The sequence below is a fragment of the Pseudomonas sp. NIBRBAC000502773 genome (assembly GCF_006517195.1).
Lineage (GTDB): Bacteria > Pseudomonadota > Gammaproteobacteria > Pseudomonadales > Pseudomonadaceae > Aquipseudomonas > Aquipseudomonas marginalis.
Genome location: NZ_CP041189.1, coordinates 4,871,364 through 4,898,236, shown reverse-complemented (window position 1 = coordinate 4,898,236; position 26,873 = coordinate 4,871,364). Strand labels below are relative to the sequence as shown.

General features: G+C 62.3%; 25 protein-coding genes and 1 pseudogene. 11 read left to right on the top strand and 15 right to left on the bottom strand.

Going from position 1 to position 26,873, the window contains the following annotated elements; genetic code table 11:
• Positions 1-58: 58 nt before the first annotated feature.
• Entirely contained in the window at positions 59-547 is a 489-nt protein-coding gene (locus NIBR502773_RS22585) for a DMT family transporter (protein WP_141156982.1), read from the top strand.
• Here NIBR502773_RS22585 and NIBR502773_RS22580 read toward each other — a convergent pair whose 3' ends face one another.
• The 6 genes from NIBR502773_RS22580 to yiaY form a co-directional block, all read right to left on the bottom strand.
• A complete protein-coding gene (locus NIBR502773_RS22580; RefSeq protein ID WP_141156981.1) occupies positions 548-1,879 on the bottom strand; it encodes an MFS transporter in 1,332 nt (443 codons plus the stop codon).
• Positions 1,880-1,938: 59 nt separating this feature from the next.
• Positions 1,939-2,880 carry a hydroxymethylglutaryl-CoA lyase gene (locus tag NIBR502773_RS22575; RefSeq protein ID WP_141156980.1) on the bottom strand — a complete coding sequence of 314 codons (942 nt, stop codon included), beginning with the start codon at positions 2,878-2,880 and terminating at the stop codon, positions 1,939-1,941.
• Positions 2,877-4,070: a CaiB/BaiF CoA-transferase family protein gene (locus tag NIBR502773_RS22570; RefSeq protein ID WP_141156979.1), complete on the bottom strand. Its 1,194-nt coding sequence runs from the start codon at positions 4,068-4,070 to the stop codon at positions 2,877-2,879. The genes NIBR502773_RS22575 and NIBR502773_RS22570 overlap by 4 nt, the downstream gene beginning before the upstream one ends.
• A gap of 68 nt (positions 4,071-4,138) precedes the next feature.
• Positions 4,139-5,068, bottom strand: coding sequence for a LysR family transcriptional regulator (locus NIBR502773_RS22565; protein ID WP_141156978.1), 930 nt, complete (start codon positions 5,066-5,068; stop codon positions 4,139-4,141).
• A complete protein-coding gene (locus tag NIBR502773_RS22560) occupies positions 5,068-5,742 on the bottom strand; it encodes an NAD(P)H-binding protein (RefSeq protein WP_065938855.1) in 675 nt (224 codons plus the stop codon). The genes NIBR502773_RS22565 and NIBR502773_RS22560 overlap by 1 nt, the downstream gene beginning before the upstream one ends.
• 108 nt (positions 5,743-5,850) lie before the next feature.
• Positions 5,851-6,999 (bottom strand): L-threonine dehydrogenase, encoded by a 1,149-nt coding sequence (gene yiaY / locus NIBR502773_RS22555; protein WP_141156977.1) that lies wholly within the window; start codon positions 6,997-6,999, stop codon positions 5,851-5,853.
• A gap of 125 nt (positions 7,000-7,124) precedes the next feature.
• Here yiaY and NIBR502773_RS22550 point away from each other — a divergent pair, with 125 nt between their 5' ends.
• The gene (locus NIBR502773_RS22550; protein ID WP_141156976.1) at positions 7,125-8,141 is read left to right on the top strand and encodes a DUF4917 family protein; all 1,017 of its coding nucleotides are present in this window, start codon (positions 7,125-7,127) and stop codon (positions 8,139-8,141) included.
• Positions 8,142-8,202: 61 nt separating this feature from the next.
• On the opposite strand, the gene NIBR502773_RS22545 is transcribed toward NIBR502773_RS22550, so the two are convergent.
• Entirely contained in the window at positions 8,203-8,730 is a 528-nt protein-coding gene (locus tag NIBR502773_RS22545; protein WP_027604369.1) for a helix-turn-helix domain-containing protein, read from the bottom strand.
• 158 nt (positions 8,731-8,888) lie between these two features.
• Between NIBR502773_RS22545 and NIBR502773_RS22540 the strand changes: the two genes are divergently transcribed.
• From NIBR502773_RS22540 to NIBR502773_RS22515, 6 genes and pseudogenes are all read left to right on the top strand, one after another.
• Entirely contained in the window at positions 8,889-9,671 is a 783-nt protein-coding gene (locus NIBR502773_RS22540; protein ID WP_141156975.1) for an aldolase, read from the top strand.
• Positions 9,672-9,699: 28 nt separating this feature from the next.
• Positions 9,700-10,572, top strand: coding sequence for a dihydrodipicolinate synthase family protein (locus NIBR502773_RS22535; RefSeq protein ID WP_141156974.1), 873 nt, complete (start codon positions 9,700-9,702; stop codon positions 10,570-10,572).
• A 137-nt stretch (positions 10,573-10,709) separates the two neighbouring features.
• Positions 10,710-11,249 (top strand): RNA polymerase sigma factor, encoded by a 540-nt coding sequence (locus NIBR502773_RS22530; RefSeq protein ID WP_027604372.1) that lies wholly within the window; start codon positions 10,710-10,712, stop codon positions 11,247-11,249.
• A complete protein-coding gene (locus NIBR502773_RS22525; RefSeq protein WP_141156973.1) occupies positions 11,246-12,214 on the top strand; it encodes a FecR domain-containing protein in 969 nt (322 codons plus the stop codon). The genes NIBR502773_RS22530 and NIBR502773_RS22525 overlap by 4 nt, the downstream gene beginning before the upstream one ends.
• Before the next feature lie 127 nt (positions 12,215-12,341).
• Positions 12,342-14,899: pseudogene (locus NIBR502773_RS22520) on the top strand (TonB-dependent hemoglobin/transferrin/lactoferrin family receptor).
• Positions 14,900-15,001: 102 nt separating this feature from the next.
• A complete protein-coding gene (locus NIBR502773_RS22515; protein ID WP_092487809.1) occupies positions 15,002-15,895 on the top strand; it encodes a DMT family transporter in 894 nt (297 codons plus the stop codon).
• Between the two features lie 4 nt (positions 15,896-15,899).
• On the opposite strand, the gene NIBR502773_RS22510 is transcribed toward NIBR502773_RS22515, so the two are convergent.
• From NIBR502773_RS22510 to NIBR502773_RS22495, 4 genes are all read right to left on the bottom strand, one after another.
• Positions 15,900-17,117 (bottom strand): SAM-dependent methyltransferase, encoded by a 1,218-nt coding sequence (locus NIBR502773_RS22510; RefSeq protein WP_141156972.1) that lies wholly within the window; start codon positions 17,115-17,117, stop codon positions 15,900-15,902.
• 121 nt (positions 17,118-17,238) lie between these two features.
• The gene (locus NIBR502773_RS22505) at positions 17,239-17,856 is read right to left on the bottom strand and encodes a TPM domain-containing protein (RefSeq protein ID WP_115485822.1); all 618 of its coding nucleotides are present in this window, start codon (positions 17,854-17,856) and stop codon (positions 17,239-17,241) included.
• Between the two features lie 31 nt (positions 17,857-17,887).
• Entirely contained in the window at positions 17,888-18,616 is a 729-nt protein-coding gene (locus tag NIBR502773_RS31170; protein ID WP_065947342.1) for a YgcG family protein, read from the bottom strand.
• 18 nt (positions 18,617-18,634) lie between these two features.
• Positions 18,635-19,246, bottom strand: a complete 612-nt coding sequence (locus NIBR502773_RS22495; RefSeq protein WP_141156971.1) for a LemA family protein — start codon at positions 19,244-19,246, stop codon at positions 18,635-18,637.
• A gap of 238 nt (positions 19,247-19,484) precedes the next feature.
• On the opposite strand from NIBR502773_RS22495, the gene bglX reads away from it, so the two are divergent.
• A complete protein-coding gene (gene bglX, locus NIBR502773_RS22490; protein ID WP_141156970.1) occupies positions 19,485-21,776 on the top strand; it encodes a beta-glucosidase BglX in 2,292 nt (763 codons plus the stop codon).
• A 66-nt stretch (positions 21,777-21,842) separates the two neighbouring features.
• Here bglX and NIBR502773_RS22485 read toward each other — a convergent pair whose 3' ends face one another.
• From NIBR502773_RS22485 to NIBR502773_RS22470, 4 genes are all read right to left on the bottom strand, one after another.
• Positions 21,843-23,000, bottom strand: coding sequence for a phosphatidylserine/phosphatidylglycerophosphate/cardiolipin synthase family protein (locus tag NIBR502773_RS22485; protein WP_141156969.1), 1,158 nt, complete (start codon positions 22,998-23,000; stop codon positions 21,843-21,845).
• A gap of 1 nt (position 23,001) precedes the next feature.
• On the bottom strand, positions 23,002-23,592 hold the full coding sequence (locus tag NIBR502773_RS22480; protein ID WP_065938842.1) for a YceI family protein: 591 nt from the start codon (positions 23,590-23,592) through the stop codon (positions 23,002-23,004).
• A gap of 90 nt (positions 23,593-23,682) precedes the next feature.
• Positions 23,683-23,997, bottom strand: a complete 315-nt coding sequence (locus NIBR502773_RS22475; protein WP_141156968.1) for an amidase — start codon at positions 23,995-23,997, stop codon at positions 23,683-23,685.
• Positions 23,994-25,067, bottom strand: a complete 1,074-nt coding sequence (locus NIBR502773_RS22470; protein WP_141156967.1) for a serine hydrolase — start codon at positions 25,065-25,067, stop codon at positions 23,994-23,996. Before NIBR502773_RS22470 ends, NIBR502773_RS22475 begins: the two co-directional genes overlap by 4 nt.
• A gap of 184 nt (positions 25,068-25,251) precedes the next feature.
• Between NIBR502773_RS22470 and olsB the strand changes: the two genes are divergently transcribed.
• Positions 25,252-26,007 carry an L-ornithine N(alpha)-acyltransferase gene (olsB, locus tag NIBR502773_RS22465; protein WP_027604385.1) on the top strand — a complete coding sequence of 252 codons (756 nt, stop codon included), beginning with the start codon at positions 25,252-25,254 and terminating at the stop codon, positions 26,005-26,007.
• The gene (locus NIBR502773_RS22460; protein WP_092487788.1) at positions 26,007-26,798 is read left to right on the top strand and encodes a lysophospholipid acyltransferase family protein; all 792 of its coding nucleotides are present in this window, start codon (positions 26,007-26,009) and stop codon (positions 26,796-26,798) included. The genes olsB and NIBR502773_RS22460 overlap by 1 nt, the downstream gene beginning before the upstream one ends.
• The last annotated feature ends 75 nt before the right edge of the window (positions 26,799-26,873 follow it).

The window sequence follows — 26,873 nt, the reverse complement described above, 5'->3', positions numbered from 1 at the left end:
AATTTAAATTTGCGCGACGAATAGCCTAGAGTCCAGCAAAACCTCTGGGAGATTCGCCATGACGACGTTGCATTGGGCCGGTTTGTTGCTATTGGCGGTGATCGCCGGGACGGTGGTGCCGTTTCAAAGTGCGATCAACGCCCACCTCGGACGCGGCCTTGGGCATCCGCTGTGGGCCACCCTGGCGTCGCTGCTGGTGAGCATCCTCGTGCTGCTGCCGGTGATCGTGGCGCTGCGCCTGCCGCTGCCCGGCCTCGCATTTATCACCAAGGCGCCCCTGTGGATGTGGGCCGGGGGCGCGTTTGGCGTGTGCTTTATCGGGCTGGCGTTGACGCTGCTGCCCAAGCTGGGCGCGTCGGGGTTTATCGCCCTGGCCATGGCCGGGCAGATTCTCGCGTCGCTGCTGCTGGATCATTTCGGCCTGTTTGGCTTGGCCGAGCGCCCACTGACAACGCCTCGAATCCTTGGCGCGTTGTTGTTGATGGGCGGCGTGGCGTTGATTCAGTTCAGCGCCACACCGGCCCACGCGCTGACAACCGCCGGCTGATCAGGCCTTGTCGAGGGTACGCAGCTTTTGCGGCAGGCCCCACAGCAGCAGCGCCGCCGCCAACAGCGCGCACACGCCGATCACATAGAGTGCCGGGGTGGTACTGCCGGTAAGGTCCTTGATCCGCCCCACCATCACCGGGCTGACAATCCCACCGAACTGCCCGAGGGTATTGATCACCGCAATCCCGCCCGCCGCGCCTGCGCCGGCACCGGCCAGCAACTTGGGCGGCAGGGTCCAGAAGGTCGGGATCGACGCGATGATGCCGGCGCCCAACATGCCCAGGGCGATGATCAGGAAGATGGTGTGGTCGGCAAAGATCCCGGCACTGAAGAAGCCCACCGCGCCCAGCACCACCAAGCCGCAGACAAACTTGCGGCGCTCGCCAGTCGCGTCCGACAGCCGCCCGATCACCACCATGCTGATCGCGCCGCACACATAGGGAATCGCGGTGAGCAGGCCGATCATCACCGGGCTTTGGGTGCCGGCGCTGCGGATCAGCTGCGGCGCCCAGAAGTTGAGGCCGTAAGACGCCACCTGGATCAGGAAGTAGATAAACCCGAGCATCAAGAAGCCGGGAATGCGGATCGCCGACAGCAGTGAGCCGCCATGTGTGTTCGGCTCATGCTGGGCAATGCGGCTCGACAGCAGGGTCTTCTCCGCCGGCGTCAGCCAGTGCGCATCTTCGATACGGTCCTTGAGCAGGGTCAGCACCAGCAAGCCCAAACCGATGCAGGGCAAGCCGCCGAGCAGGAACAGCCAGTGCCAGCCGCGCATCTGCAGCACGCCGTCGAGATGTTCCAGCACGAGGCCGGAGAACGGCGCACCTACCAGGCCGGCAAAGGCGGACGCCAGGAACAGCATCGAGGTAATGCGCCCGCGGAAGTGCTGCGGGAACCACAACGTCAGGTAATACAGCACACCGGGCGCGAAGCCCGCCTCCATCGCACCGATGATGAAACGCAGGCCATAGAACTGCCATTCGGCGGTGACAAACACCATGGCCGCCGTGGCCAGGCCCCACGACATCATGATCCGCGCAATCCAGCGCCGCGCGCCGACCTTGTACAGCATCATGTTGCTCGGCACTTCAAAGATCACATACCCCACCACGAACAACCCGGCGCCCAGGCCGTAGGCGGTGTCGCTCAGGCTGAGGTCGGCCTGCAGCTGGAACTTGGCAAAGCTGATGTTGATGCGGTCAAAAAACGCGAACAGGTAGCACACCATGATCAGCGGCATCAGGCGCCAGGCGACCTTGCTGACCAGGGCTTTTTCGGCATCGATTTCAGCGGCCGGGCGCGCGCCGACCTCCAACGTATGAGTGCTCATGGTTTCTCTCCAGCGGACTGCTCACAGGCGTCCGATTGTTTTTGTTGTCTGGTATGGCGTTACAAGGCGGCGATGTAGTCCGGCGGCGGATGCAGATCGCAATTGCGCCCGGCCTTGGCCACCTGGCCGGGTAATTCATGGCCCAGCAAGGCCGGCAAGCGGCGGGACAGGTTCAGCAGGTGCGGCAGGTCGACTCCGGTGGGAATGCCGACCTCTTCACACAGGTTGACCAGGTCTTCGGTGCAGATATTGCCCGACGCCCCCGGCGCAAACGGGCACCCACCCAGGCCACCCAACGCCGCGTCAAAACGCCGGGCCCCGGCTTCGTAGGCGGCCAGCACATTGCACAGGCCCAGGCCGCGGGTGTTATGGAAATGCAGGGTCAGGTCGCTGGCGGGCACGCGTTGCAACACGCGCTTGACCAGGCGTTCCACCTGGCGCGGGTTGGCCATGCCGGTGGTGTCGGCGAGGCTGATGCCCTGGATGCCGAGTTGCAGATAGGCGTCGACCAGTTGCAGCACGCGGTCTTCATCGATCCTGCCTTCGAACGGGCAGCCAAAGGTGGTGGCGATGCTGCCGTTGAGGCGTACCGGGTGCCCGGCGGCAAAGCTGACGATCTCGCCGAATGCCGCCAACGACGCCTCGCACCGCATACGCATATTCGCCAGGTTGTGGGTCTGGCTGGCCGACATCACCAGATTCAGTTCGTCGGCGCGCGACTCGACGGCGCGCTGGGCGCCCTTGAGGTTAGGGATCAGCGCAACGTAGATCACCCCGGCTTTGCGCGCGATGCCCTGGAACACTTGTTCGCCATCACGCAATGCAGGGATGGCCTTGGGCGACACGAAAGAACCGGCTTCGATCCGCGAAAAACCGGCCAGGGAAAGCTGGTCGATCAGGGCGATCTTGTCAGCGGTCTCGACCCAGGTCGGCTCGATTTGCAGGCCATCGCGCGGGGACACTTCCTGCACGATCAGCGGGTCGGAATAGTCAGTGATCATTGCACCACTCCCGAGGTTTTCAGGCGTTGAATGTCGGCAACCGTAAGTCCCAGGCTGCCGAGGATGTCATCAGTGTGCTGGCCCAGGCTCGGGCCCTGCCAGTTCACGGCGCCGGGGGTTTCCGAGAGCTTGGGCACGATGCCGGGCATCTTCACCGACACACCGCCCGGCAGCTCGGCATTGAGCAACATGTCACGCGCCTGGTAGTGCGGGTCGCTGACGATATCGGCCACGGAGTAGATGCGCCCGGCCGGCACTTCGGCGGCTTCCAGGGCGCTGAGCACCTGCTCGATAGGCAGGCTGCTGGTCCAGTGGGTGATGGCGGCATCGAGCAAAGCGCTTTTCGCCGCACGGCCATCGTTGTGGGCGAATTCGACGGCTTCGGCCAGGTCGGCACGGCCGATGGTGGTCATCAGGCGCTTGTAGATCGGGTCGCTGTTACCGGCGATCACCACATAGGCACCGTCGGCGGTCAGGTAGGTATTCGAAGGTGCGATACCGGGCAAGGCACCGCCGCTGCGCTCACGCACGTGGCCGAGCATGTCGTATTCGGGCACCAGGCTTTCCATCAGGTTGAACACGCTTTCCGCCAGGGACACATCGACAACCTGCCCGTCGCCTTGGCCGGTCTTGACCCGCAGCAACGCCATCAGCGCACCGATCACACCATGCAACGACGCCAGTGAGTCGCCGAGGCTGACGCCGACCCGCGCCGGGGGCGAATCGGGGTTGCCGGTGGTGTAGCGAATCCCGCCCATGGCTTCGCCGATAGCACCGAAACCAGGGCGGTCACGGTAAGGGCCGGTCTGGCCGTAGCCGGAGATACGCACCAGGGTCAGCTTGGGGTTGAGCGCGTGCAGTACGTCCCAGCCCAGGCCGAGTTTTTCCAGGCCACCGGGGCGCAGGTTTTCGATCAGCACATCGGCGTCGCCGAGCAGCTGCTTGATCAGGTCCAGGCCTTCAGCGGACTTGAGGTCCAGGGCCAGGGATTTCTTGTTACGCGATTGCAGGTACCACCACAGCGAGGTGCCTTCATGCAGCTTTCGCCATTTACGAAGTGGATCGCCCTGCCCCAGGGCTTCGATCTTGATCACCTCGGCACCGAACTCGGCCATCAGCCGGGCGGCGAACGGCGCGGCAATCAGCGTGCCGATCTCGATCACCTTGATACCGCTCAAGGGAGCCGTCATGGGGTGTACCTCTTATTCTTGGAATGTGCAGCCAAGGCTAGAGGACAGGGACAGGAAAAATCCAACCGTCAGTTGGCAAGGAGCGTTCGCTGAATGCGAACGCTCAGGTAATCGAACAACAGCCGGCTCACGGGTGACAACTGCGCCTCATCGCGCACCACCAGGATCAAACTGCGGTCCGACCAGGCATCGGTCAGCGGCACGGCATGCAGGCCCAGGGCACGGCCAAACAACTCATAGGCCTTCAGCGGCAGGATGCCGATGCCCATGTTCGCCTGGACCATCCGGCACATCGCATCAAAGCCCGGCACATGAATACGCAGGCGCAGTGTCTTGCCGGCCTCGCGCGCGGCGGTGTGGGTGCGCATGTTGATCGAGCTGGCGGCGTGCAGGCCCACGTAGTCACTGTCCAGGGTTTCGGCGAAGGCCAGGCTTTCGCGCGGCGCCAACGGGTGATCCGCCGGCATCAACACCACCAGTTTGTCGTGGCGATAGGTCACGCTGGGCAGGCCCTTGGTGTCGGTATCACTGGAGCAGATCCCCAAGTCCGCCACCCCATCCAGCACACCTTGTACCACGCCATTGCTGGGGCGCTCTTCGAGGTCGGTTTTCACTTCGGGATGCAGCCTGGAAAAATCCCGCAAGTCTTCCGGAAGAAACTGAATAATCGCCGAGAGATTGGCCAGCATCCGCACATAACCGCGAACACCGTGGCTGTGTTCGCCAAGCTCCAGGCCCATTTTTTCCACGTTGAACAGCATCTGCCGGGCATGGTGCAGCAGGGTTTCGCCGGCGGCGGTGAGGTCCATGCCCTTGGCCCGTCGCACGAACAGGCTCACCCCCAGCACCTGCTCCAGCTCCATCAAACGCTTGCTGGCTGCCGACACGGCGATGGCTTCGCGGGCGGCGGCGCGGGTCAGGGTGCCTTCCTCGAACACCGCGACGAACAGCTGCAGGGTGATCAAGTCAAGGCGACGCACCAGGCTCTTGTGCAACATCAGGCGCGCTCGGACGCCAGGCGATTGATCTCGGCCTGTTCCACCACCGGTTGCGGCGCGCCATGGCGCACCGCCGCGAGCATCGCCCGGCCGACAGTCTCCGTACTCACCACCCAGCCCGGCTTGACCCGACGCACCAACGACAGCACTGGCCCGAGCACGGAATAGAAGGCTTGATACAACGGCGTCTTCGAGCGCACACCGTGCAGCGGCTGAATGATCCCCGGCCGGAACAGGTACACCGCCTTGAACGGCAGGCGCAGCAGGGCATTCTCGGTCTTGCCCTTGACCCGCGCCCACATCGACTTGCCCGCTTCGGAGCTGTCCGTACCGGCGCCGGACACGTAGATAAACGTCATTTGCGGATTAAGCCGCGCCAGGGTGCTGGCGGCGACGAGGGTCAGGTCATAAGTGAGGTGGGTGTACTTGGTTTCGTTCAGGCCGGCAGACGACACGCCGAGGCAGAAGAAACACGCATCAAACCCTTGCAGCAGATTTTCCAGGGGTTGGAAATCCAGCATGTCGCTGTGCAACACCTGATGCAACTTGCCGTGTTCCCGGGTCAGGGGCGTGCGGCCGACGGCGACGACTTCCTGTACGTCAGCGGCCAGCAGGCACTCGCGCAGGACGCCCTGGCCGACCATGCCGGTGGCACCGAATAACAGAACTCTCATAAGGGGACCTCAGCGGCAAGCCGCAAGCTTCATGCTCAAGTTGAATGCAGTGCGAGACTCGCACCTTAACAGCTTGTAGCTTAACGCTTGCAGCTTGAGGCTGCGCCGTCAGAACGCGCTACGAAAGATCTCCTCAATCTGACGCTGATCGGCGCGCCGTGGGTTGGTCAGCCCGCACGCGTCCTTCAATGCATTGGTGGCCAGCAGCGGAATGTCCTGCAACTTGGCACCCAGTTCGCGCAGGCCGGCAGGGATTTCAACGTCCTGGGACAGGCTGCGAATGGCGGCGATGGCGGCTTGGGCGCCCTCTTCGTCAGTGGTGCCCTTGGCGTCGACACCCAGCGCGCGGCCGACATCGCTCAAGCGCTTGGCACTGACGCTGGCATTGAAGCTTTGCACATGGGGCAGCAGCACCGCGTTGCACACGCCGTGAGGCAGGTCGTAGAGACCGCCGAGTTGGTGGGCCATGGCATGCACGAAACCCAGGGAGGCATTGTTGAACGCCATGCCTGCGAGGAACTGGGCATAGGCCATGTTTTCCCGCGCGGCCTTGTCGCTGCCGTCGCGTACGGCCAGGCGCAGGTTGGCGCTGATCAGTTCGATGGCCTTGATCGCGCAGGCGTCGGTGATCGGGGTGGCCGCCGTGGACACGTAGGCTTCGATGGCGTGGGTCAGGGCGTCCATGCCGGTGGCGGCGGTGAGGCCCTTGGGCATGCCGACCATCAGGCTCGGGTCGTTGACCGACAGCAGCGGCGTGACGTTGCGGTCGACGATGGCCATTTTCACGTGGCGGGTTTCGTCGGTGATGATGCAGAAACGGGTCATCTCGCTGGCGGTGCCGGCGGTGGTGTTGATCGCCACCAGGGGCATCTGCGGCTTGCTGGATTGGTCGACGCCTTCGTAGTCGCTGATATGCCCGCCGTTGGTGGCGCACAGGGTGATGCCCTTGGCACAGTCATGGGGCGAACCGCCGCCCAGGGACACCACGAAATCGCAGGCGCTCTGCTGCAGCAACGCCAGGCCTTTCTCGACGTTTTCCACATTGGGGTTGGGCTTGGCGCCGTCGTAGATCACCGAATCGATGTCCTGCATCGCCAACTTCTCGGCGATCATGCTGGCCACGCCCGCCTTGGCCAGGCCCGCGTCGGTGACGATCAGCGCTTTGCGAAAACCGTAGTTGCGAATGGCATTCATGGCTTCGTCGAGGCAGTCGGTGCCCATGATGTTGACGGCGGGAATGAAGAAGGTGCTGCTCATGGCGAATCCTCGGATGACGTGTATGCCTACAGCATCAACCTCACCTGCCTGCGGCATCTTGACCAGGATCAACGCCGGCTCGTGATAAAGTCGCCATCCAGCCGATTTCGAGTAGACCCACAGCAATGAAGGATTTCCAGGATATTGACGCCCACCTTGAAGATTGGAGCGCCCTGCGCAGCAGCACCGCCTTCAGTGGGATTCTGATCGGCAATGGCGCGAGCCGCACGATTTGGGAAGACTTTGCCTACGACTCGCTGTTCGAAAACGCACGCACCGTCGAAGAAAAACCCCTGGGCCCATCCGAGCTCAGCGTGTTCGACGCCCTGCAGACCCGCAGCTTCGAGCAGACCCTGGGGGCATTGAAAACCACCAGCCGAGTCAACAAGGCCCTGGCGGTCAGCTCGGCGGCACCGCGTAATCGCTACTATGCGATCAAGGAAGCGCTGATCAATACCATCCACGCCGTGCACATTCCGTGGCGGCTGGTGCAGCCGTCGACGCTGGCGACGATCAACCGCGAACTGGCGAACTACGCCAGCGTATTCACCACCAATTACGATCTGCTCAACTATTGGGCGATCCTGCACACGCCGGGCATCGACGACCTGTTCCGCAGCGCCGACTCGGGCTTCGACCTGCGCAACACCCACACCGATACCACGCGCATCCTCTACCTGCACGGCGGCCTGCACCTGGTGCGCAACCTTGACGGCACCGCACGCAAATTGCCGAGCACCGACAGCACCTTGCTCAGCAGCTTTGCGATCAACAACACGATCAAGACCCTGGACGATGTGCCGTTGTTTATCAACGAAGGCACGGTGCAAGAGAAGCTCAAGACCATCCGCAGCTCGGATTACCTGTCGTTCTGCTATGAACAGTTGCTGAGCCATGAGGGCGCGCTGTGCATCTTTGGCCATGACCTGGGAACGCAGGATCAACACGTGGTGGATGCAATTCGCCAGGCCCGGCCCGCAACCCTGGCGATCTCGGTATCGGGCCGCAGCGACGGGTTTATTCGCCAGCAGAAGCGGCGGTATTCGCAGTTGTTTGATGGCAGTGGCGTGCAGTTGAAGTTTTTTGCCGCGCGCACGCATCCGTTGGGTGATCCGGCCCTGTCGATACCTGTCGAACGTTGAGCCACCGGTGGGAGGGACTTGCTCCCGCCCATACCGATCGCATTTCAAACCGTCAGCGCGGTCATTCTTGCGAGCTGTGTACAACCACCAATAGCTGCGCCTGCACAGGGCCTACCGAACGCAGGCGATGCGGCTTCTGGGCATTGAAATGCAGCGCATCGCCGCGCTCCAGAATCACCCGTTCGTTCATGAAATCCACTTCTACCGCCCCTTCATGCACGAACAGGAACTCCTCTCCAAGGTGCTCCTTGAAGGTTTTGTCGGAGAATTGCGCCGGCGGGTAGATGATGAACGGCAACAAGCTGCGCTCACTGACCTGATGGGCCAGCACTGCGTAACCCGGCGCGGTGTCGGGCCGCTCATGGCTGCGCACCAGGCTGTAGCTGTCGAGGCTGACGCGGTCTTCGCTGAACAGCTCTTCGACCTTCACGTTCAACGCCTTGGCCAGTTTCAGCGCAGCGGCAATCGACGGCGTGTTGAGTCCGCGCTCGACCTTGGACAGGTAACTCTTGGTCATCCCGGATTTTTCAGCCAGGGCCTCCAAGGTCACGCCAAGTTTTTTCCTCAATAATTTCAAACGGATAGACATGTGCTGCGGTTAATCCATGCAGAAGCGATAAGCTGCGCTTGCCAATGACACTTTGTGTCATATAGCATCATTAGTGTCATTTGCCTCACCCAACGACCTTGCGAGCAGCGGGAGACCAGCAAATCCGACGTCCATTGAACCACCCAAAGGACACCGATATGGCCAAGACATTAGCACTCCCCAAAGACCAACTGGTCAAGCAAGCGCTGGTCCAGATGCAAAACACCCTGGCGGATAATACGTGGACCGTCCGGCAAAAGCTGGCGCTCACTTGCCGAATCCTGTTCGAACACGGCCACGACTCCGGCCTCGCCGGGCAGATCACCGCGCGCGGGCCTGAACAGGGTACCTACTACACCCAGCAACTGGGCCTGGGTTTTGATGAAATCACGGCCAGCAACCTGTTGCTGGTAAACGAGGATCTTGAGGTGCTGGAAGGTCACGGCATCCCCAACCCGGCCAACCGCTTTCACAGCTGGGTGTACCGCGGGCGACCGGATGTGAATTGCATTATTCATACGCACCCGACCCATATCGCTGCACTGTCGATGTTGGAAGTGCCGTTGCAGGTGTCCCACATGGACCTTTGCCCATTGTACGAAGACTGCGCGTTCCTGGAGGCCTGGCCGGGTGTGCCGGTGGGCAATGAAGAGGGGGAAATCATCACCGAGGCCCTGGGCGACAAGCGCGCGATCCTGCTGTCGCACCACGGCCAGTTGTCGACCGGAGCGAGTGTCGAGGAAGCCTGCGTGATCGCGCAGTTGATCGAACGCGCGGCCAAGTTGCAGTTGCTCGCCATGGCAGCCGGTGCGATCAAGCCGATCCTGCCGCAACTGGGGCGCGAAGCCCATTCCTGGATTTCCCGACCCAAGCGCCACGGCGCCGCGTTCAATTACTACGTGCGGCAGAACCTGCGCCAGCACGCCGATTGCCTGAACTGACCCGCCCTTTTTCCACCGGAGACTTTCCATGTCCAGCCCAACGATTCACGGCATCATCGGCTACACCATCACCCCGTTCAGCGCTGACGGCCAGCGCATCGACCTCGACGCCCTCGGTCGTTCCATCGACCGTTTGATCGACAGCGGCGTGCACGCCATCGCGCCTCTGGGCAGCACCGGTGAAGGTGCGTATTTGAGCGATGCCGAGTGGGACGAAGTCAGCGCCTACAGCCTGGCAAAAATCGCCCGGCGCGTGCCCACGGTGGTCAGCGTTTCCGACCTGACCACCGCCAAGGCCGTGCGCCGCGCCCGCTACGCCGAAGCCAATGGCGCGGATGTGGTGATGGTGCTGCCAGCCTCGTATTGGAAGCTCAGCGAGGCGGAAATCCTCGCCCACTACGCTGCGATCGGCGACAGCATCGGCGTGCCGATCATGCTCTACAACAACCCGGCCACCAGCGGTACGGACATGTCGGTGGATCTGATCCTGCGTATCGTCAAGCAGGTGGCAAACGTGACGATGGTCAAGGAGAGCACCGGGGACGTTCAACGCATGCATCAACTGCGGCGCTACAGCGACGTGCCGTTCTACAACGGCTGCAACCCGCTGGCCCTGGAAGCCTTTGCGGCCGGAGCCAAGGGTTGGTGCACGGCGGCGCCCAACCTGATCCCGCACCTGAACCTGGCGTTGTATGCGGCGGTGCTGGCCAATGACCTGGACAAGGCGCGCGAGCTGTTTTATCGGCAGTTGCCGTTGCTGGAGTTCATCCTCAAGGGCGGGTTGCCGGCGACGATCAAGGCCGGGCTGCGCCTGACCGGGTTGGAGGCGGGCGATCCTCGTTTGCCTGTGTTTCCATTGGGTGAAGCAGGGATCGAACAACTGAAGACCTTGCTGCGGTAAAACTGCGACCTTATGTGGGAGGGGTTTGCCTCCTCCCCATATTTTAATCCGGGCCCGTCTAAAATAGAGACAAATGACAATAGTTCTCGATATCATTCACGACTTTTCCACGTCGTGCTTCGTCAAGAAGGATATCCATGTCTCGTCCCAAGCCCGACCCGGTGTCGGCCGATGCCTTTCGCGGGTTCTATGCAGATATTCTGTATTTCCTGCGCAGACGCACGGACAACGCCAGCGACGCGGCGGACATGACTCAGGACGTCTTTACCCAGTGGCTGGACTACCGCGACCGGGCCAAGGTCGAGCAGCCACGGGCATTTTTGTTCCAGATGGCACGCAACCTGCTGCGTGATCACTGGCGCAAACAGAAGGTACGGCAGACCGTCCACCCAGATCAGGCCGACAGGGACGCGGAACCGATCACCGACGAGCAAAACGACCCCATGGCCGCCGCCCAGCGCCTGCAACGCCTGGAACAGTTGAAAGAAGTCCTCGCCGAACTATCGCCCCGCCGGCGAGAAGCCCTTATGCTGCACCGCTTCGAAGGCCTGAGCCAGGCGCAGATCGCCGAGCGCATGGGTATTTCGACGAGCATGGTGGAAAAGCACATCGCTTTTGCCCTGCTGCATTGCAAGCGACGCCTTCAAAACGACCCCGGCACGGAGCAGCCAGAATGAACCGCCTGAGCGACACCGACGGCCTGGATATCGAAGCCAGTGACGCCATTGATGCCCAAGCCGCCAGTTGGTTTGCGCGCAACCGTCACGACACAGGCCGTGCCGATCGCAAGGCCTTTGCCGCCTGGCAGGCCACGCCCGCCCATGCCCGCGCCTATGCCGAATTCGAGCAACTGTGGGCCGACCTGGCCCAGTTGCAGCAACTCAACAAACCCGTGGCGCTGCCCAAGCGCAAAGCATCGGTATTGCGCCCGGCCCTGGCCGTAGCCGCCGCCGTGCTGTGCGCCGTATTGGCCCCCCACATCGGTGCGCCCCGCGAGCTGTATCACAGCCAGGTGGCGGCCCATGCCAAGGGCATGCGCACCCTGAACCTGCCCGATGGCAGCACCCTGTCGGTGAATGCCAACACCCGCCTGCGCGTGGACTTCAGCGCCCACCAGCGCATCGTGCACCTGGACAAGGGCCAAGTGTATATCGAAGTGGCAGCCGACAAAGAGCGGCCGCTGTTCGTTCAAGCCGGCGAGGCCAGTGTGCGGGTGGTCGGCACCGGCTTCGATGTGCGCCGCAGCCAGCAGCAACTGGTGGTCAGCGTCGCCCACGGCCAGGTTGCTTTCGAGCCGTCCGCCACAAGCCCCGTCTCTCTGCTCGGCGCCCAGCAACGCGCCATCTACAGCTACGCCAAGGGCACCTTGCAACAGCAAACCCTCGCGGCCGAAGAAGTCGCCGATTGGCGCAGCGGGCACTTGTCGTTCCGCAACCGTGAACTGGCCAGCCTGATCGATGAACTGAGCCTGTATCGCCCGCAGGCACCGTTGCAGGTCAGCAACGCGGTAGCGCACCTGAAAGTCTCGGGCAATCTGGACGTGAATGATCCGGATGCCCTGCTTAACGCCCTGCCCGCCCTGTTGCCGGTGAAAACCGTGGTCTCGGCCGATGGCATCGTGCGGATTGAACCGAGCAAGTAATCTGCGAAATTCTTATTTGAGAATATTTTGCATTCGCAGGTGTGGATTTTTTTGCCTGCCCCGTCTTCCTCCGGTCTGTATCTGATCAGCACACCTTTTTGGCCATTTGGCCGCTCCGGGGGATTCCATGTTTCGCGCGCCTTGCCACGCTTCGCACCTGTATCTTCGACCGACCCTTATCGCCACCTGCCTGGCGTTCAGCCTCGGCGCCCAGGCTGAGTCATTCACCGTGCAACTGCCCGCCCAGGCGCTGGCCACGTCCCTGAGCCAAGTAGCGCAGCAGGCGAAGATCCAGCTGTTGTTCGATGAGGAGCTGCTCAAGAACGTGCAGGCGCCGGCGCTCAACGGTGACTTCACACCGGAAGTTGCGATTCGCAGCCTGCTGAAAAACGGTGAGTTCACCCTGATCAAGGTCGGCAGCACATACGTGGTAAAGCCCGAAGAGGCCAAGACCACCCAGAGCGGCGCGATCCAGCTGGACACCCTGAGCGTGATCGGCACCGGCAATCAGGTCGACTCCAGCACCGTCGGCCGCTCCACCCTGAGCCAGGCGGATATCGATCGCTACCAGGCCAATAACATCCCCAGCCTGTTGCAGACCCTGCCCGGCGTGAGCCAGGGTGGCTCACTGAAACCCGGCGGTCAGACCATCAACATCCGTGGCTTCGGCGATGCCGAAGACGTGCCGCTGACCGTCGATGGCGCGACCAAAAGCGGTTTCGAGCGCTACCAGCAAGGCACCGTGTTTATCGAGCCGGAGTTGATCAAGAGCATCGAAGTGGAGAAAGGCCCCAACTCGCCGTTCAGCGGGAACGGCGGCTTTGGCGGTACGGTGAACATGACCACCAAGGATGCCCCGGACCTGCTCAAGGACGGTCGCAACAGCGGTGCGATGCTCAAGTACGGTTATTCCAGCAACGACCACGAACAGATCTACAGCAGCGCCGTGTATGGCCGCACCGACGATGGTCGTTTCGATGCGCTGGCCTACCTGACAAAACGCGACGGTGACGACATGAAGGTGGCCGCCAAGCTGCCCAACGAAAACAACCAGTACCCGATCAACCCCCAACGCCTGCCCAATACGGCCCAGGATGTGGACGGCAAGCTGTTCAAGGTCAATGCGCACTTCACCGATGAACACAGCGTCGGCCTGTCCTACTCACGGTCCCACAGCAACCGCTGGACACCGTTCTCCGCCGCCAGCTACCCCACGCCACCGACTCAGGCCAACATTGACCGCTACGGCTATGAAGGGGCACTCAAACGTTTTTTAGCCCACCGCGACACCGTCGACACCACGTGGTCGGGCAAGTATGAGTACCAGCCCCTGGACAACCCGCTGGTGGACCTGACCGTCAAATATTCCCAGTCCAACACCGACCAGACCGACGAGCGCGATGCCACGGCGTTTTTCCAGCTGGCCACCGGCGGGCGCAAGATGGACACGGCCTACACCGACAAGAACCTCGACATCCGTAACGTCAGCCTGTTTGACACGGGTCCCTTGCAACACGCAGTGACCCTCGGCGGCCAAATTCGCAAGCACACCCGCGAAACCGAGATGTGGATGCCCGGCGCCACCTACAACACCCCACGCTACAACTACGGGCATTTCCAACCGGGCTTCATGCCGCATGGCAAGGTCGATACCAACAGCTTCTTCATCCAGGACGCGGTGACCCTGGGGGACGTGACCGTTACCCCATCGCTGCGCTACGACCACGTGCGCAACCGCGGCGAGGCAAACGATGCACCGTACTACAGCAACCCCGACCCGGCCGTCGGCCACGACTACAGCGACCGGACCTACACCGGCTGGTCGCCGCGCCTGGCGCTGTTCTGGACGGTAACCCCCATGTCGGGCTGTTTGCCAACTGGAGCCAGACCTGGCGCGCACCGGTGATCGACGAGCAGTACGAAGTGCAAGGCCTGGGCAGCCGCACCGCCACCAGCGTCGACCTCGACCCGGAGCGCATCACCTCGATCACCGTGGGTAACATCACCAGCTTCGATAACCTGATCGCCCAGGATGACAACCTGCAAATACGCACGACCCTGTTCCACAACAAAGTCGAGGACGAAATCTTCAAGGCTACCGGTGTGGGCTGCCAGAACCAGGCCATCAACGGCGGCAGTATTTCCACGGCCTGCCCGCCGGGGGCGATGTCCAACTATCGCAATATCGGCGGCCTGACCATCAAGGGCTTCGAGGTCGAGTCGTTCTATAACTCCACCTACCTGTTCGGCTCGGTATCGTACGCCTACGCCACCGGCCAACACGAAGGGGCCTACACCAACCCATGGGGGCCGGATGTATCGGCACGCGATATTCCGCCGACCAAATGGGTACTGGTGTTAGGGACCAACATCCCGGCCTGGGACGCCCAGGTCGGTTGGACGGGGCAATTCATCGGCGCCACCGACCGCCTGCCCAGCGACAAATATTCGGGCGGCCCGGGCTCCAGCGTCGGCGACTTGTTCTACGACCAGTATGGCAACAAGCGCTACAACACCCAGGGCCTGTTCGCCAAATGGAAGCCACAGCAGGCGTACCTCAAGGGCACTGAGGTCAACTTCACCCTGGACAATATGTTCAACAACAACTTCCGTCCGGCCCTGAGCGGCGACCGTGCCTACACCAAGGGGCGCGACGCCAAGATCAGCATCACGCGCTTCTTCTGAAAACTGTACGGATAAATCCGCACCCAGCTGTAGGCCCGTAATCGGCGGGGGTTGTGGCTAGATGGGCTTCCCTTGAAGCCCTCTGGATTTCGGATCCCGCCCATGAGCTCGCGCGAAAACACCGGCATGGCCCTCGGCCTGCTGGGTGTCATCATCTTCAGCCTGACCCTGCCCTTCACCCGTATCGTGGTGCAGGAGATCCACCCGTTGCTCAACGGCCTGGGCCGTGCCTTGTTCGCGGCGGTCCCGGCGGCGGCGCTGTTGCTGTGGCGCCGTGAGCGCTGGCCGACCTGGCGCCAGGTGCGGGGTTTGTGCCTGGTCATTGCGGGGGTGATTCTGGGCTTCCCGGTGCTGTCGGCGTGGGCCATGCAAACCTTGCCGGCGTCCCATGGCGCACTGGTCAATGGCCTGCAACCGCTGTGCGTGGCGCTGTATGCAGCATGGCTGTCCCATGAGCGGCCGTCGAAAGCCTTCTGGGCCTGCGCGGCGCTGGGCAGCGGGTTGGTGTTGAGTTATGCATTGATCACCGGCGCCGGCAGTATCCAGGCCGGCGATTTATTGATGCTCGGCGCGATAGCCGTGGGTGGCCTGGGCTATGCCGAAGGTGGCCGGTTGGCCAAGGAGATGGGCGGCTGGCAGGTGATCTGCTGGGCGCTGGTACTGTCCACGCCGGTGTTGATCGGCCCGGTGTGGTACCTGGCGGCGCAGCACCAAGGCGCGGTCTCGATGCGCGCCTGGTGGGCGTTCGGCTATGTGTCGCTGTTCTCGCAGTTCCTGGGCTTCTTCGCCTGGTACGCCGGCCTGGCCATGGGCGGCATTGCGCGGGTCAGCCAGATTCAGCTGTTGCAGATCTTCTTCACCATCGCGTTTTCGGCGCTGTTCTTCGGTGAACATATCGAGCCGATTACCTGGGTGTTTGCCTGTGGGGTCATCGTCACGGTGATGCTCGGGCGCAAGACCGCAGTGCAGGCTGCGCCGATCGCTAAGTCGGCGTGAGCCCCTATTTAAGGTAGCCATCCGCGCGCAGCAGGGTTTCCAGGCAGTGTTCGGTGATGTGGTAGAACGCCTTCAACTCCTGGATTCTCTCCAGCAACTGCGCGTTGTCCACCGGCTCCGCACGCTTGACCGCCAGGATCATCTTGTTCTTGTTGGTGTGCTCCAGGGAGATGAACTCGAACACCTTGGTCTCGTAGCCGCAGGCTTCGAGGAACAATGCCCGCAAGCTGTCGGTGACCATTTCCGCCTGCTGGCCCAGGTGCAGGCCGTATTGCAGCATCGGCTTGAGCAGCGCCGGGCTCTGGATCTGCAGGCGAATCTGCTTGTGGCAGCACGGTGAGCACATGATGATCGACGCGCCGGAGCGGATGCCGGTGTGGATCGCGTAATCGGTGGCGATGTCACAGGCATGCAGGGCGATCATCACGTCCAGCTGGCTGGGCGCCACGCTGCGCACATCACCACATTTGAACACCAGCCCCGGGTGCTCCAGGCGGGCCGCTGCGCTGTTGCACAAGGTCACCATGTCTTCGCGCAACTCGACGCCGGTGACTTCGCCTTCGGCCTTGAGGGTGTTGCGCAGGTAGTCGTGGATCGCAAACGTGAGGTAGCCCTTGCCCGAACCGAAATCGGCGACGCGCACCGGTTGGTCCAGCTTCAGCGGTGAGGAGGTCAGCGCATGGCTGAACACTTCGATGAATTTGTTGATCTGCTTCCACTTGCGCGACATCGACGGGATCAGCGCCTGCTTGGCGTCGGTCACGCCCAGGTCGGCGAGGAACGGCCGGCTCAGGTCGAGGAAGCGATGCTTCTCACGGTTATGCTCGGCCGATGGCGCCTCGCGCAGTTGCTGAGGCTTGCTCCTGAACAGCGAGCTTTTGTTCTTCTTGCTGTATTCCAACTGGGCTTCGTCGGTCAGCGACAGCAAGTGCGCGTTCTTGAACGAGCCCGGCAGCAACGCGGCAATCGCCGCCACGCCGTCGGCCAGTGCCAAGTTCTTGGTGATGTCGCGGGTCTTGTAGCGGTAGACGAAGGACAGGCACGGCTGCTCCTTGACGGTCACCGCCTTGATGATCAGCCGCTGCAACTCGGCTTCGTCGCCGACGTATTTGGCCAGCACCAGCTTGATGAAGGCGTTCTGCGCAAGGCTTGTGCTCAACAGTTCGATGAACTGGGCGTGATGATCCGGCGCGGGGCTGGCAGGTTGAACGGTGACAGACATGAACAAAAACGCCTCGGGCAGGGAATGCCGGGCATTTTAGGGGGGATGGGGGTTCAGGGCACGGGGTTATTTGATCAACGGTACTGCCCCCTCCCACATTTGATCTCCGGTGTTGGATGTTCTATTCGAGTACGACCAGGCGATTTGGCAGTTCATTCCGGGCGTGCGTCACCGGCACATGCACCTTCAATAATTCACCACACGCTTCGATGCAGGCAATAAACCCAGCCAGCGTCTGCCCCTGTTTCACCTGCTGGGTAAACGCCTTGACGATGGCATCCCAACTGCTGTTATCCAGGCGCTTGGAAATACCTTCGTCCACCAGGATCTCCACATAACGTTCCGCCTCGCTGACAAAAATCAGCACCCCGGTGCTGCCCAGGGTGTGGTGCAGGTTCTGCTCCAGGAACTGCCGGCGCGCCAGGTTGGAGGCGCGCCAATGGCGTACCGAGCGCGGGATCAGGCGAGTGGTCACCTTGGGCAGGCGAAACAGCAGGCACAACACGATGAACGTCGCCCACTGCGCCAGCAGCAAGGTGTACATGGTCAGGTAGCCCGACAGGTAATGCACCACGCCCGGCACCACCAAGGCGATCAGGCTGGCCCACAGCAGGGGGATGTAGGCGTAATCGTCGGCGCTGGCCGCCAGCACGGTGACCAGTTCGGCGTCGGTGGTTTTTTCGACCCGGGCAATCGCTTCGGCGACTTGGCGCTGCTCGTGTTCAGTCAGTAATGCCATGGTTGTAGATGCTCTTTTCTAGTTATTGTCATTACCAGCCGCCCGACGCGCCGCCGCCGCCGAAGCCACCACCGCCGCCTCGGAAACCGCCGCCACCTCCCCCGCCACCGCCGCCGCGTCCACTGCTGCTGAGGATCGCCAAAAGGATCGCGCCCACCGGCAGGCCCATGCGATTGCACAGCCACAACACGCCGATCAGCAGGATGAACAGGCCGATGGAAAAGCCGGGATTATCCTTGGCAAAGTTGGCATCCGCCACATGCGCCGGCACCGCCAGCGGTTCACCGCCGACCACCTGTACCATCGCCGCCACGCCGTCGCTGATGCCCTGGCTGAAATTGCCGGCCTTGAACTTGGGGGCAATCACCTGGTTGATGATCACCCAGGACTGCGCATCGGTAAGCACGCCCTCGAGGCCATAGCCGACTTCGATGCGCAACGTGCGCTCGTCACGGGCGACGATCAGCAACGCGCCGTTGTCCTTGCCCTTCTGGCCGATGCCCCACTGGCGACCCAACTGGTAACCGTAGTCCTCGATGGGCACGCCCTGCAGGTCGGGCACCGTGACCACCACGATCTGGTCGCCACGGGTCTGCTCCAGCGCCTGCAACTGCTGGGTGATGTGCTCGCGCGTGGCCGGGTCGATCATCTGGGCGGTGTCCACCACCCGTCCGCTCAACGCCGGGAACGTCAGCGCCGCCTGGGCCACACCCACGCATGCCAGCATCCATAGCGCCAGGCCTATCCGTAATAAACGCATCGACACCTCAGTGCAGCCTTATTTGAACTTCACTTGCGGCGCTTTATCGGCATCGGCACTGGTGGCTTCAAAGGTGGCGCGGATCGGCAGGTCGCTGTACATCACGCTGTGCCACAGGCGGCCAGGGAAGGTGCGGATCTCGGTGTTGTACGCCTGCACGGCCTGGATGAAATCGCGACGGGCCACGGAGATGCGGTTTTCGGTGCCTTCAAGCTGGGATTGCAGGGCCAGGAAGTTCTGGTTGGCCTTCAGGTCCGGGTAGCGCTCGGAGACCACCATCAAGCGGCTGAGGGCACCGCTCAAACCGTCCTGGGCCTGCTGGAACTGCTTGAGTTTTTCCGGGTTGTCCAGGGTGCTGGCATCCACCTGGATCGAGGTGGCCTTGGCCCGCGCCTCGATCACGGCGGTCAGGGTGTCCTGCTCATGGGCCGCGTAACCCTTGACCACTTCCACCAGGTTGGGGATCAGGTCGGCGCGGCGTTGGTACTGGTTCTGCACCTGGCCCCAGGCCGCCTTGGCCTGTTCGTCCAGGGTCGGGATGTTATTGATGCCGCAGCCGCTCAATACTGTGCTGATCAATAGCAAAGCCGCGGCCTTGAGGCCCCAGCGGGAATGTTGTGCTGCTTGCATGGTGTTTCTCCTGCCCAAACTGGATGGAATATGACGACTAACCCTAAAAACCACACGCTTGGGGCATAATCCGCCACCACTGGAATGCATCGAGCCAATCAGCTACAAAGATGCCCAGCGCGATAAAGAGTTCAGAGTGTGCTGCATTTATCTGAACAACACCCGAACAACAATAGACGCTCCCCACATTTTGGCCGATCAGCCCAAGCGCTGTGCAGTGAGCCGAAAAAGGATATTCATGAAGAAGCTGTGTTTGCTCGGCCTTGTTGCCACGCTGGCCACCCACCCCGTCTGGGCAGAAACAAAGCCTGCTGCGCTTAAGGACAAGGACGCTTTCGTCAACGACCTGCTCAAGCAGATGACCCTGGACGAAAAGATCGGCCAATTGCGCCTGATCAGCATCGGCCCGGAAATGCCCCGTGAGCTGATCCGCAAGGAAATCGCCGCCGGCCGCATCGGTGGCACGTTCAATTCCATCACCCGCCCGGAAAACCGTCCGATGCAGGACGCGGCCATGCGCAGCCGCTTGAAGATCCCGATGTTCTTCGCCTATGACGTGATCCACGGCCACCGTACGATCTTCCCGATCAGCCTGGCCCTGGCCTCCAGCTGGGACATGGACGCCATCGGCCGCTCCGGGCGTATCGCCGCCCGGGAAGCCGCCGCCGACAGCCTCGACATCACCTTTGCACCGATGGTCGATATCTCCCGCGACCCGCGCTGGGGTCGCACGTCCGAAGGTTTCGGTGAAGACACCTATCTGGTCTCGCGGATTGCCGAAGTGATGGTCAAGGCCTTCCAGGGCGCCAGCCCCGCGAATGCCGACAGCATCATGGCCAGCGTCAAGCACTTCGCCCTGTACGGCGCAGTGGAAGGCGGACGTGACTACAACGTGGTCGACATGAGCCCGGTCAAGATGTACCAGGACTACCTGCCGCCATACCACGCGGCGATCAAGGCCGGTTCCGGCGGCGTGATGGTGGCGCTGAACTCGATCAATGGCGTGCCCGCCACCGCCAACACCTGGCTGATGAACGACCTGCTGCGCAAGGACTGGGGCTTCAAGGGCCTGGCCGTCAGCGACCACGGGGCGATCTTCGAGCTGATCAAGCACGGCGTGGCCAAGGACGGGCGTGAAGCCGCCAAGCTGGCGATCAAGGCCGGCATCGACATGAGCATGAACGACTCGCTGTACGGCAAGGAACTGCCGGGGCTGCTCAAGTCCGGCGAGATCGAACAGAGCGACATCGACAACGCCGTGCGTGAAGTGCTCGCTGCCAAGTACGACATGGGCCTGTTCAAAGACCCGTACCTGCGCATCGGCAAGGCCGAGGATGACCCGGCCGACACCTACGCAGAGAGCCGTCTGCACCGTGCCGAGGCCCGTGATGTGGCGCGCCGCAGCCTGGTGCTGCTGAAGAACCAGAACGACGCCCTGCCGCTGAAAAAGTCCGCGACCATCGCGCTCGTGGGCCCACTGGCCAAGGCCCCGATCGACATGATGGGCAGTTGGGCGGCGGCCGGCAAGCCGGAGCAATCGGTCACGCTGCTCGACGGAATGAACGCGGTCATCGGCGAAAAAGGCAAGATCATCTACGCCCGTGGCGCCAACATCACCAACGACAAGGCGGTGGTCGACTACCTCAACTTCCTCAACTTCGATGCCCCGGAAGTGGTGGATGACACCCGCCCGGCCCAGGTGATGATCGATGAAGCGGTCAAGGCCGCCAAGGATGCCGACGTGGTGGTGGCCGCCGTGGGTGAATCCCGTGGCATGTCCCACGAATCCTCCAGCCGCACCGACCTGAATATCCCGCAAAGCCAGCGCGACCTGATCAAGGCCCTGAAAGCCACCGGCAAACCGCTGGTACTGGTGCTGATGAACGGCCGCCCGCTGTCGATCCTGGAAGAGAAACAACAAGCCGACGCCATCCTGGAAACCTGGTTCGCCGGTACCGAAGGCGGCAACGCCATCGCCGACGTGCTGTTCGGTGACTACAACCCATCGGGCAAGCTGCCGATCACCTTCCCACGCTCCGTGGGGCAGATTCCGACCTACTACAACCACCTGACCATCGGCCGGCCATTCACCCCGGGCAAGCCGGGCAACTACACCTCACAGTACTTCGATGACACCACCGGGCCGCTGTTTCCGTTTGGCTATGGCCTGAGCTACACCACGTTCAGCCTGTCGGACATGGCGCTGTCGTCCACCACCCTGAACAAGACCGGTAAGCTCGACGCCAGCGTCACGCTGAAAAACACCGGCAAGGTCGATGGCGAAACCGTGGTTCAGCTGTATATCCAGGACGTGGCAGGTTCGATGATCCGTCCGATCAAGGAGCTGAAGAACTTCCAGAAGGTCATGCTCAAGGCTGGCGAAGAGCGCACCTTGCACTTCACCATCACCGAGGACGACTTGAAGTTCTACAATACCCAGCTCAAGTTCGCCGCCGAGCCGGGGGAGTTCAATGTACAGATCGGGCTGGATTCCCAGGATGTGCAGCAGCAGACCTTCGAACTGCTCTAACGCCTGACGCGGTCAAAAAATGTGGGAGGGGCTTGCTCCTTCCCACATTTGGCCTCAGTGTTCTTGCTAGCCGCGTCGATCCAGAAGGTTCACCACCAACCGATCAATCCACCCCCACACCCGCTGCTTCACCCGCCGCCACAACGGCCGCGCCTTCCACGCTTCCAGGCTGACCACCAGGCTCTGGGCAAAATCCGCGGTAAAGCTCGCCGCCACCGCCTGCGTCAGCCCGGGGTCCAACGCTTCCAGGTTGGCTTCCAGGTTGAAGCGCAGATTCCAGTGATCGAAGTTGCACGAGCCAACACTCACCCAATCGTCCACCAGCGCCATCTTCAGGTGCAAAAAGCACGGCTGGTATTCAAAGATCTGCACGCCTGCGCGCAGCAAGCGCGGGTAATAACGGTGCCCGGCGTAGCGCACGGAGGGGTGATCGGTGCGCGGGCCGGTGAGCAGCAAACGCACATCCACCCCACGCCCTGCGGCCCGACGTAATGCGCGGCGCACGCCCCAGGTGGGCAAAAAATACGGCGTGGCAAACCAGATACGTTGCTGGCTGCTGTTCAGCGCGCGGATCAACGATTGCAGGATATCGCGGTGCTGTCGGGCGTCTGCATAGGCCACTCGGCCCAGGCCTGGCCCCGTCGCCGGCACCTTGGGCAAACGCGGCAAACCGAAATGGGTGGCGGGCTTCCACGCACGGCGCGCGACATTGGCATGCCATTGCCGTTCGAACAGCGCCTGCCAGTCCAGCACCAGCGGGCCGTGGACCTGCACCATCACCTCATGCCAATCGGCGGTGTCTTGCCCCGGCGTCCAGAATTCATCGGTGACGCCCGTGCCGCCGACCACGGCGATTTCCTGATCGATCAGCAACAGCTTGCGGTGGTCGCGATACAGGTTGCGCATCCAGCGGCGCCAGCTCAGGCGATTGTAGAAACGCAATTCCACACCGACGTCGGTCAGGCACTTACGCAGCCCCAGGGTAAATGCCAGGCTACCGTAGTCATCAAACAGGCAACGCACCCGCACGCCGCGCTCGGCGGCCAGCACCAGCGCCTGCACCATCGCTTCGGCGCAGGCGCCAGCCTCCACCAGATACAATTCCAACTCCACTTGCCGCTCGGCCCGGGCAATGCCCACCAGCATCTGCGGAAAAAATTGCGGGCCGTCGATCAACAACTCGAAACGGTTGGCGCTGCGCCACGGGAACACTGCGCCGCTCATATCAGCGCGCCGTAAAGATCAGTACCGCACCCACCGGCACCGACAAACTGATCGACTTGAGACCGGCTGCTTTGCGCAACATCGCCACCCCCGGCGCCAGGTCGAAATCCTCCGCATGCAACACCACCGGCTCCAGGGTCACCACCTGGAAACGCCGGTCATCCAGGCGCGTGGCCAACAACTCGGCGCTGTAGGTCTGGGTCTTGCCATGCAGGGTGACGCTCAGGGGCAAGCGCAGTTCCAGTTGCGCGCCAGGCGCCAGGTCATTGATGGGTTGCAGGTTGATCTGTGCGCTGATCAGCGCCTCGGGGAAGGTCTTGATCTCGAACAGCTGGTTGCGCATGCGCTCGTCGCGCAGCGGGATGCCGCTGTTGACCGACTCGAGCTCCACTTCCAATTGCGCCGCGCCCTTGCTGTCGACCTTGCCGTGCAGCACCAGGAAGCGATGGACTTCAGCGATCTCGGTGTTTTTGGTGGTAACGAACGACAGGCGCGAGGACTCGTTGTCCAGGTACCAGTCGGCATGGGCGGGCACCGCGGCAGCGGCCAGCAGGGCGAAGGCCAGGGGTTTGATAACAGACGCGTTGAACATTAAGGACTCGTGGGGCGAAAAACCTGCACGAACCTTAAGCGCAATGTCACGAACGGCGCAAATCCAATGTGGGGGGTGGCTTGCGCTGTGTCAGGGATTCAGACGACAGCCCTGCCGATCCCCCAACCACCGCGCGCTGTGCGTACGCCCCAAGCCACTCGCCGTCACTTCGCTACGCTCCGGGTTATCGCTGAACCCACTGGTGGGCACGTACTGTTTCACATAACCCCGGCAATAGTCAGCTGGATTGTTCGCCACATACCGGCACGAGCAGTACTCCTTGGCGGTATACGCCGCGATGATATCGGGGAAGGCTTGCAGGTTGACGCGCTCGTGCCAAACCCAACCAGACAGGGCAAGCAGCAGCACGAGAAACAGGCTGGTGAACGGCCGACGACGGATCATGGTTGCACCGCCGCAAGCACGCGTTTGAGCAGTTCGTTGTGGCGGTAGCTGCCGTCGCGATCATCGCCATAGCGCACAATCACCAGGTGTTCGTCGGGCATCACGTACAGCGCCTGTCCCCAATGACCGAGGGCGGCGAAGGTGTCGGCGGGGGCATCGGGCCAGGGTCTCGAGGCGCCCTGGTTGAGCCACCATTGGCCACCGGGGACGGCTTCGTCCTGGCCGGCGGTGTATTTGTCGAAGGGTTGGCGGTTGAACGCCACCCAGTCTTTGGGCAGCAATTGTTGATCCCCCCAGCGCCCGTCGCGGGCCATCAGCAGGCCGACACGCGCCAGGTCACGCGCGGTGAGGAACGCATAGGACGAGGCGACAAAGGTTTCGTCGGCATCGGTTTCCCAGGTGGCGTTGTGAATGCCCAGCGGCTTGAACAGCGCGTCCCAGGGGTAACTCATGTACGCCTTGTGGCCGAGCATGCCCTTGAGCGCGGCGGACAGGATATTGCTGTCGCCGCTGGAATAACGAAAGGCCTGGCCCGGTGCGCTGAAGGACTCAGTGCTGGCGGCGAACTCGGCCATATCGGCGCGGCCACGGGTGTAAAGCATCGCCACCACCGAGGACTTCAGCGGCGCGTATTCATAGTCTTCCTGCCAGTCCAGGCCCGAAGCCCAGTGCAGCAGGTCGGCCATGGTCACCTTGGGGTGCTGTTTCATCGGCGGGTAAAAGCGTGCTGCGGGGTCGGTCAGTTTGAAACGGTTTTCGCCGTAGGCCACGCCGAGCACCGTGGCCATCAGGCTTTTGCTGATGGACCAGGTCAGGTGCGGCGTGCTGGCCGTGGTCGGTGCGGCGTAGCGTTCATAGATGACCACACCGTCGCGGATCACCAGCAGCGCGTCGGTGCGAATGCCTTGGCGGGCAGTGTCGTCACGGGGCGGGAATGCATAGGCGTCAAGGGCTTCGACGGCGGGCCCTGCGAGTGGCGTGCCCTTGGCCCAGTCCTTGTCAGGCCAGGTTTCAGCGCAGGCGGTAACGGTGACGAACAGCAGGGCAACGCACAACAGGCCTTTGACCATGGACACAGACTCAAGGGGGCATTCAAGCCCGCGAGCCTAGCCGAGGGCAATGACAGATTTGCTACAGAGGTCCTGTCATCCAAGCGTCACCATAACTTCATGGAGATGACACCGGGGCTACATAGCCTGACTTTGGACAACAAAGTCGACCGGCCGAAACGTGGCTGGCACTCGGAGATTCGCCATGACTCAGATCGCCCGCATCAGCGACACCGGCAATGAACGCCGTCTGCAAGCCGAACGCCTGGTTGGCGCCAAGGCTTTGCAGGAAGCCCAGGCCCTGCGTTTCAACGTCTTCAGCGGCGAGTTCAACGCCAAGCTGAAAGGCGCGGAACACGGCCTGGACATGGATGACTATGATGTTCACTGCAGCCACATCGGCGTGCGGGACTTGAACAGCGGTCGACTCGTCGCCACCACTCGTTTGCTCGACCACCAGGCCGCCAGCACCCTGGGCCGGTTCTACAGCGAAGAAGAATTCAGCCTGCATGGCCTGCTGCATCTGCAGGGCCCGATCCTGGAAATCGGCCGCACCTGCGTCGACCCGGCCTACCGCAACGGCGGCACCATCGCCGTGTTGTGGGGCGAGTTGGCCGAAGTGCTCAACCAGGGCGGCTACAGCTATCTGATGGGCTGCGCGAGCATCCCGATGCACGACGGCGGCATCCAGGCCCACGCGATCATGCAGCGCCTGCGCGAACGTTACCTGTGCAACGAACACCTGCGCGCCGAACCGAAAAAACCGCTGCCGGCGCTGGACCTGCCGACCAACGTAATCGCCGAGATGCCGCCACTGCTCAAGGCCTATATGCGCCTGGGTGCGAAGATCTGCGGCGAACCGTGCTGGGATGAGGATTTCCAGGTCGCCGACGTGTTCATCCTGCTTAAGCGCGATGAGCTATGCCCGCGCTATGCGCGCCACTTCAAGGCGGCCATGTGATGAGCCGCCTGCGCGTGTACGGGCGCATCGCCCGGGTGCTGGTGGTAGTGGCGCTGGGCTTGAGCATGGCCAGTGTGTTTGGTGTGTTCGAACGCTTGGGCGTGGCCAACTCGATGGTGCGGCGCCAGCGCTGGTCGCGGTTCTTCATGGCGCGGCTGACCAACGCCCTGCCCTTTCGCGTGACAGTGCACGGCGAGTTGCCGACCCAGCCCATGCTATGGGTGAGCAACCACGTGTCCTGGACCGATATTCCGTTACTGGGCGCAGTGGCGCCGATGTCGTTTTTGTCCAAGGCCGAAGTGCGCACCTGGCCGGTGGCCGGCTGGTTGGCGGCGAAGGCCGGTAGCTTGTTTATCCGTCGCGGTTCGGGTGACAGCCAATTGATCCGCAAGCAGATGACCCGCCATCTGGAACAACAGCACCCGCTGCTGATGTTCCCCGAAGGCACCACCACCGACGGCCGCAGCCTGCGCACCTTCCACGGGCGCTTGCTGGCCAGTGCGATTGACGCGGACGTGTCGCTGCAACCGGTGGCCATCCGTTATCTGCGCAATGGGCAGATCGACCCGCTGGCACCGTTTATTGGCGATGACGATTTGCTCTCGCACCTGATGCGCCTGTTCGGCAATGACCAGGGCGACGTGGAAATCCATGTGCTCAAGCCGATTGCCTGCGCCGGGCAGGAACGTGCGGCGCTGGCATTCCAGGCGCAGCAGGCGGTGCAGAAAGCGTTGTTTGGGCCGGTGCCGGAGACTGAACAAGTAGCGGCGCGACCAGCCTTTGCCGCGTGATATGAGCTAGACACTGCTCCAAATGTGGGAGGGGGCTTGCCCCCGATAGCGGTGGGTCAGCTATAGATAAGCTGA

Coding starts and splice junctions, on each gene's coding strand:
- NIBR502773_RS22585 (WP_141156982.1), top strand. CDS start 59: ATGACGACGTTGCATTGGGCCGGTTTGTTGCTATTGGCGGTGATCGCC.
- NIBR502773_RS22580 (WP_141156981.1), bottom strand. CDS start 1,879: ATGAGCACTCATACGTTGGAGGTCGGCGCGCGCCCGGCCGCTGAAATC.
- NIBR502773_RS22575 (WP_141156980.1), bottom strand. CDS start 2,880: ATGATCACTGACTATTCCGACCCGCTGATCGTGCAGGAAGTGTCCCCG.
- NIBR502773_RS22570 (WP_141156979.1), bottom strand. CDS start 4,070: ATGACGGCTCCCTTGAGCGGTATCAAGGTGATCGAGATCGGCACGCTG.
- NIBR502773_RS22565 (WP_141156978.1), bottom strand. CDS start 5,068: ATGTTGCACAAGAGCCTGGTGCGTCGCCTTGACTTGATCACCCTGCAG.
- NIBR502773_RS22560 (WP_065938855.1), bottom strand. CDS start 5,742: ATGAGAGTTCTGTTATTCGGTGCCACCGGCATGGTCGGCCAGGGCGTC.
- yiaY (WP_141156977.1), bottom strand. CDS start 6,999: ATGAGCAGCACCTTCTTCATTCCCGCCGTCAACATCATGGGCACCGAC.
- NIBR502773_RS22550 (WP_141156976.1), top strand. CDS start 7,125: ATGAAGGATTTCCAGGATATTGACGCCCACCTTGAAGATTGGAGCGCC.
- NIBR502773_RS22545 (WP_027604369.1), bottom strand. CDS start 8,730: ATGTCTATCCGTTTGAAATTATTGAGGAAAAAACTTGGCGTGACCTTG.
- NIBR502773_RS22540 (WP_141156975.1), top strand. CDS start 8,889: ATGGCCAAGACATTAGCACTCCCCAAAGACCAACTGGTCAAGCAAGCG.
- NIBR502773_RS22535 (WP_141156974.1), top strand. CDS start 9,700: ATGTCCAGCCCAACGATTCACGGCATCATCGGCTACACCATCACCCCG.
- NIBR502773_RS22530 (WP_027604372.1), top strand. CDS start 10,710: ATGTCTCGTCCCAAGCCCGACCCGGTGTCGGCCGATGCCTTTCGCGGG.
- NIBR502773_RS22525 (WP_141156973.1), top strand. CDS start 11,246: ATGAACCGCCTGAGCGACACCGACGGCCTGGATATCGAAGCCAGTGAC.
- NIBR502773_RS22515 (WP_092487809.1), top strand. CDS start 15,002: ATGAGCTCGCGCGAAAACACCGGCATGGCCCTCGGCCTGCTGGGTGTC.
- NIBR502773_RS22510 (WP_141156972.1), bottom strand. CDS start 17,117: ATGTCTGTCACCGTTCAACCTGCCAGCCCCGCGCCGGATCATCACGCC.
- NIBR502773_RS22505 (WP_115485822.1), bottom strand. CDS start 17,856: ATGGCATTACTGACTGAACACGAGCAGCGCCAAGTCGCCGAAGCGATT.
- NIBR502773_RS31170 (WP_065947342.1), bottom strand. CDS start 18,616: ATGCGTTTATTACGGATAGGCCTGGCGCTATGGATGCTGGCATGCGTG.
- NIBR502773_RS22495 (WP_141156971.1), bottom strand. CDS start 19,246: ATGCAAGCAGCACAACATTCCCGCTGGGGCCTCAAGGCCGCGGCTTTG.
- bglX (WP_141156970.1), top strand. CDS start 19,485: ATGAAGAAGCTGTGTTTGCTCGGCCTTGTTGCCACGCTGGCCACCCAC.
- NIBR502773_RS22485 (WP_141156969.1), bottom strand. CDS start 23,000: ATGAGCGGCGCAGTGTTCCCGTGGCGCAGCGCCAACCGTTTCGAGTTG.
- NIBR502773_RS22480 (WP_065938842.1), bottom strand. CDS start 23,592: ATGTTCAACGCGTCTGTTATCAAACCCCTGGCCTTCGCCCTGCTGGCC.
- NIBR502773_RS22475 (WP_141156968.1), bottom strand. CDS start 23,997: ATGATCCGTCGTCGGCCGTTCACCAGCCTGTTTCTCGTGCTGCTGCTT.
- NIBR502773_RS22470 (WP_141156967.1), bottom strand. CDS start 25,067: ATGGTCAAAGGCCTGTTGTGCGTTGCCCTGCTGTTCGTCACCGTTACC.
- olsB (WP_027604385.1), top strand. CDS start 25,252: ATGACTCAGATCGCCCGCATCAGCGACACCGGCAATGAACGCCGTCTG.
- NIBR502773_RS22460 (WP_092487788.1), top strand. CDS start 26,007: ATGAGCCGCCTGCGCGTGTACGGGCGCATCGCCCGGGTGCTGGTGGTA.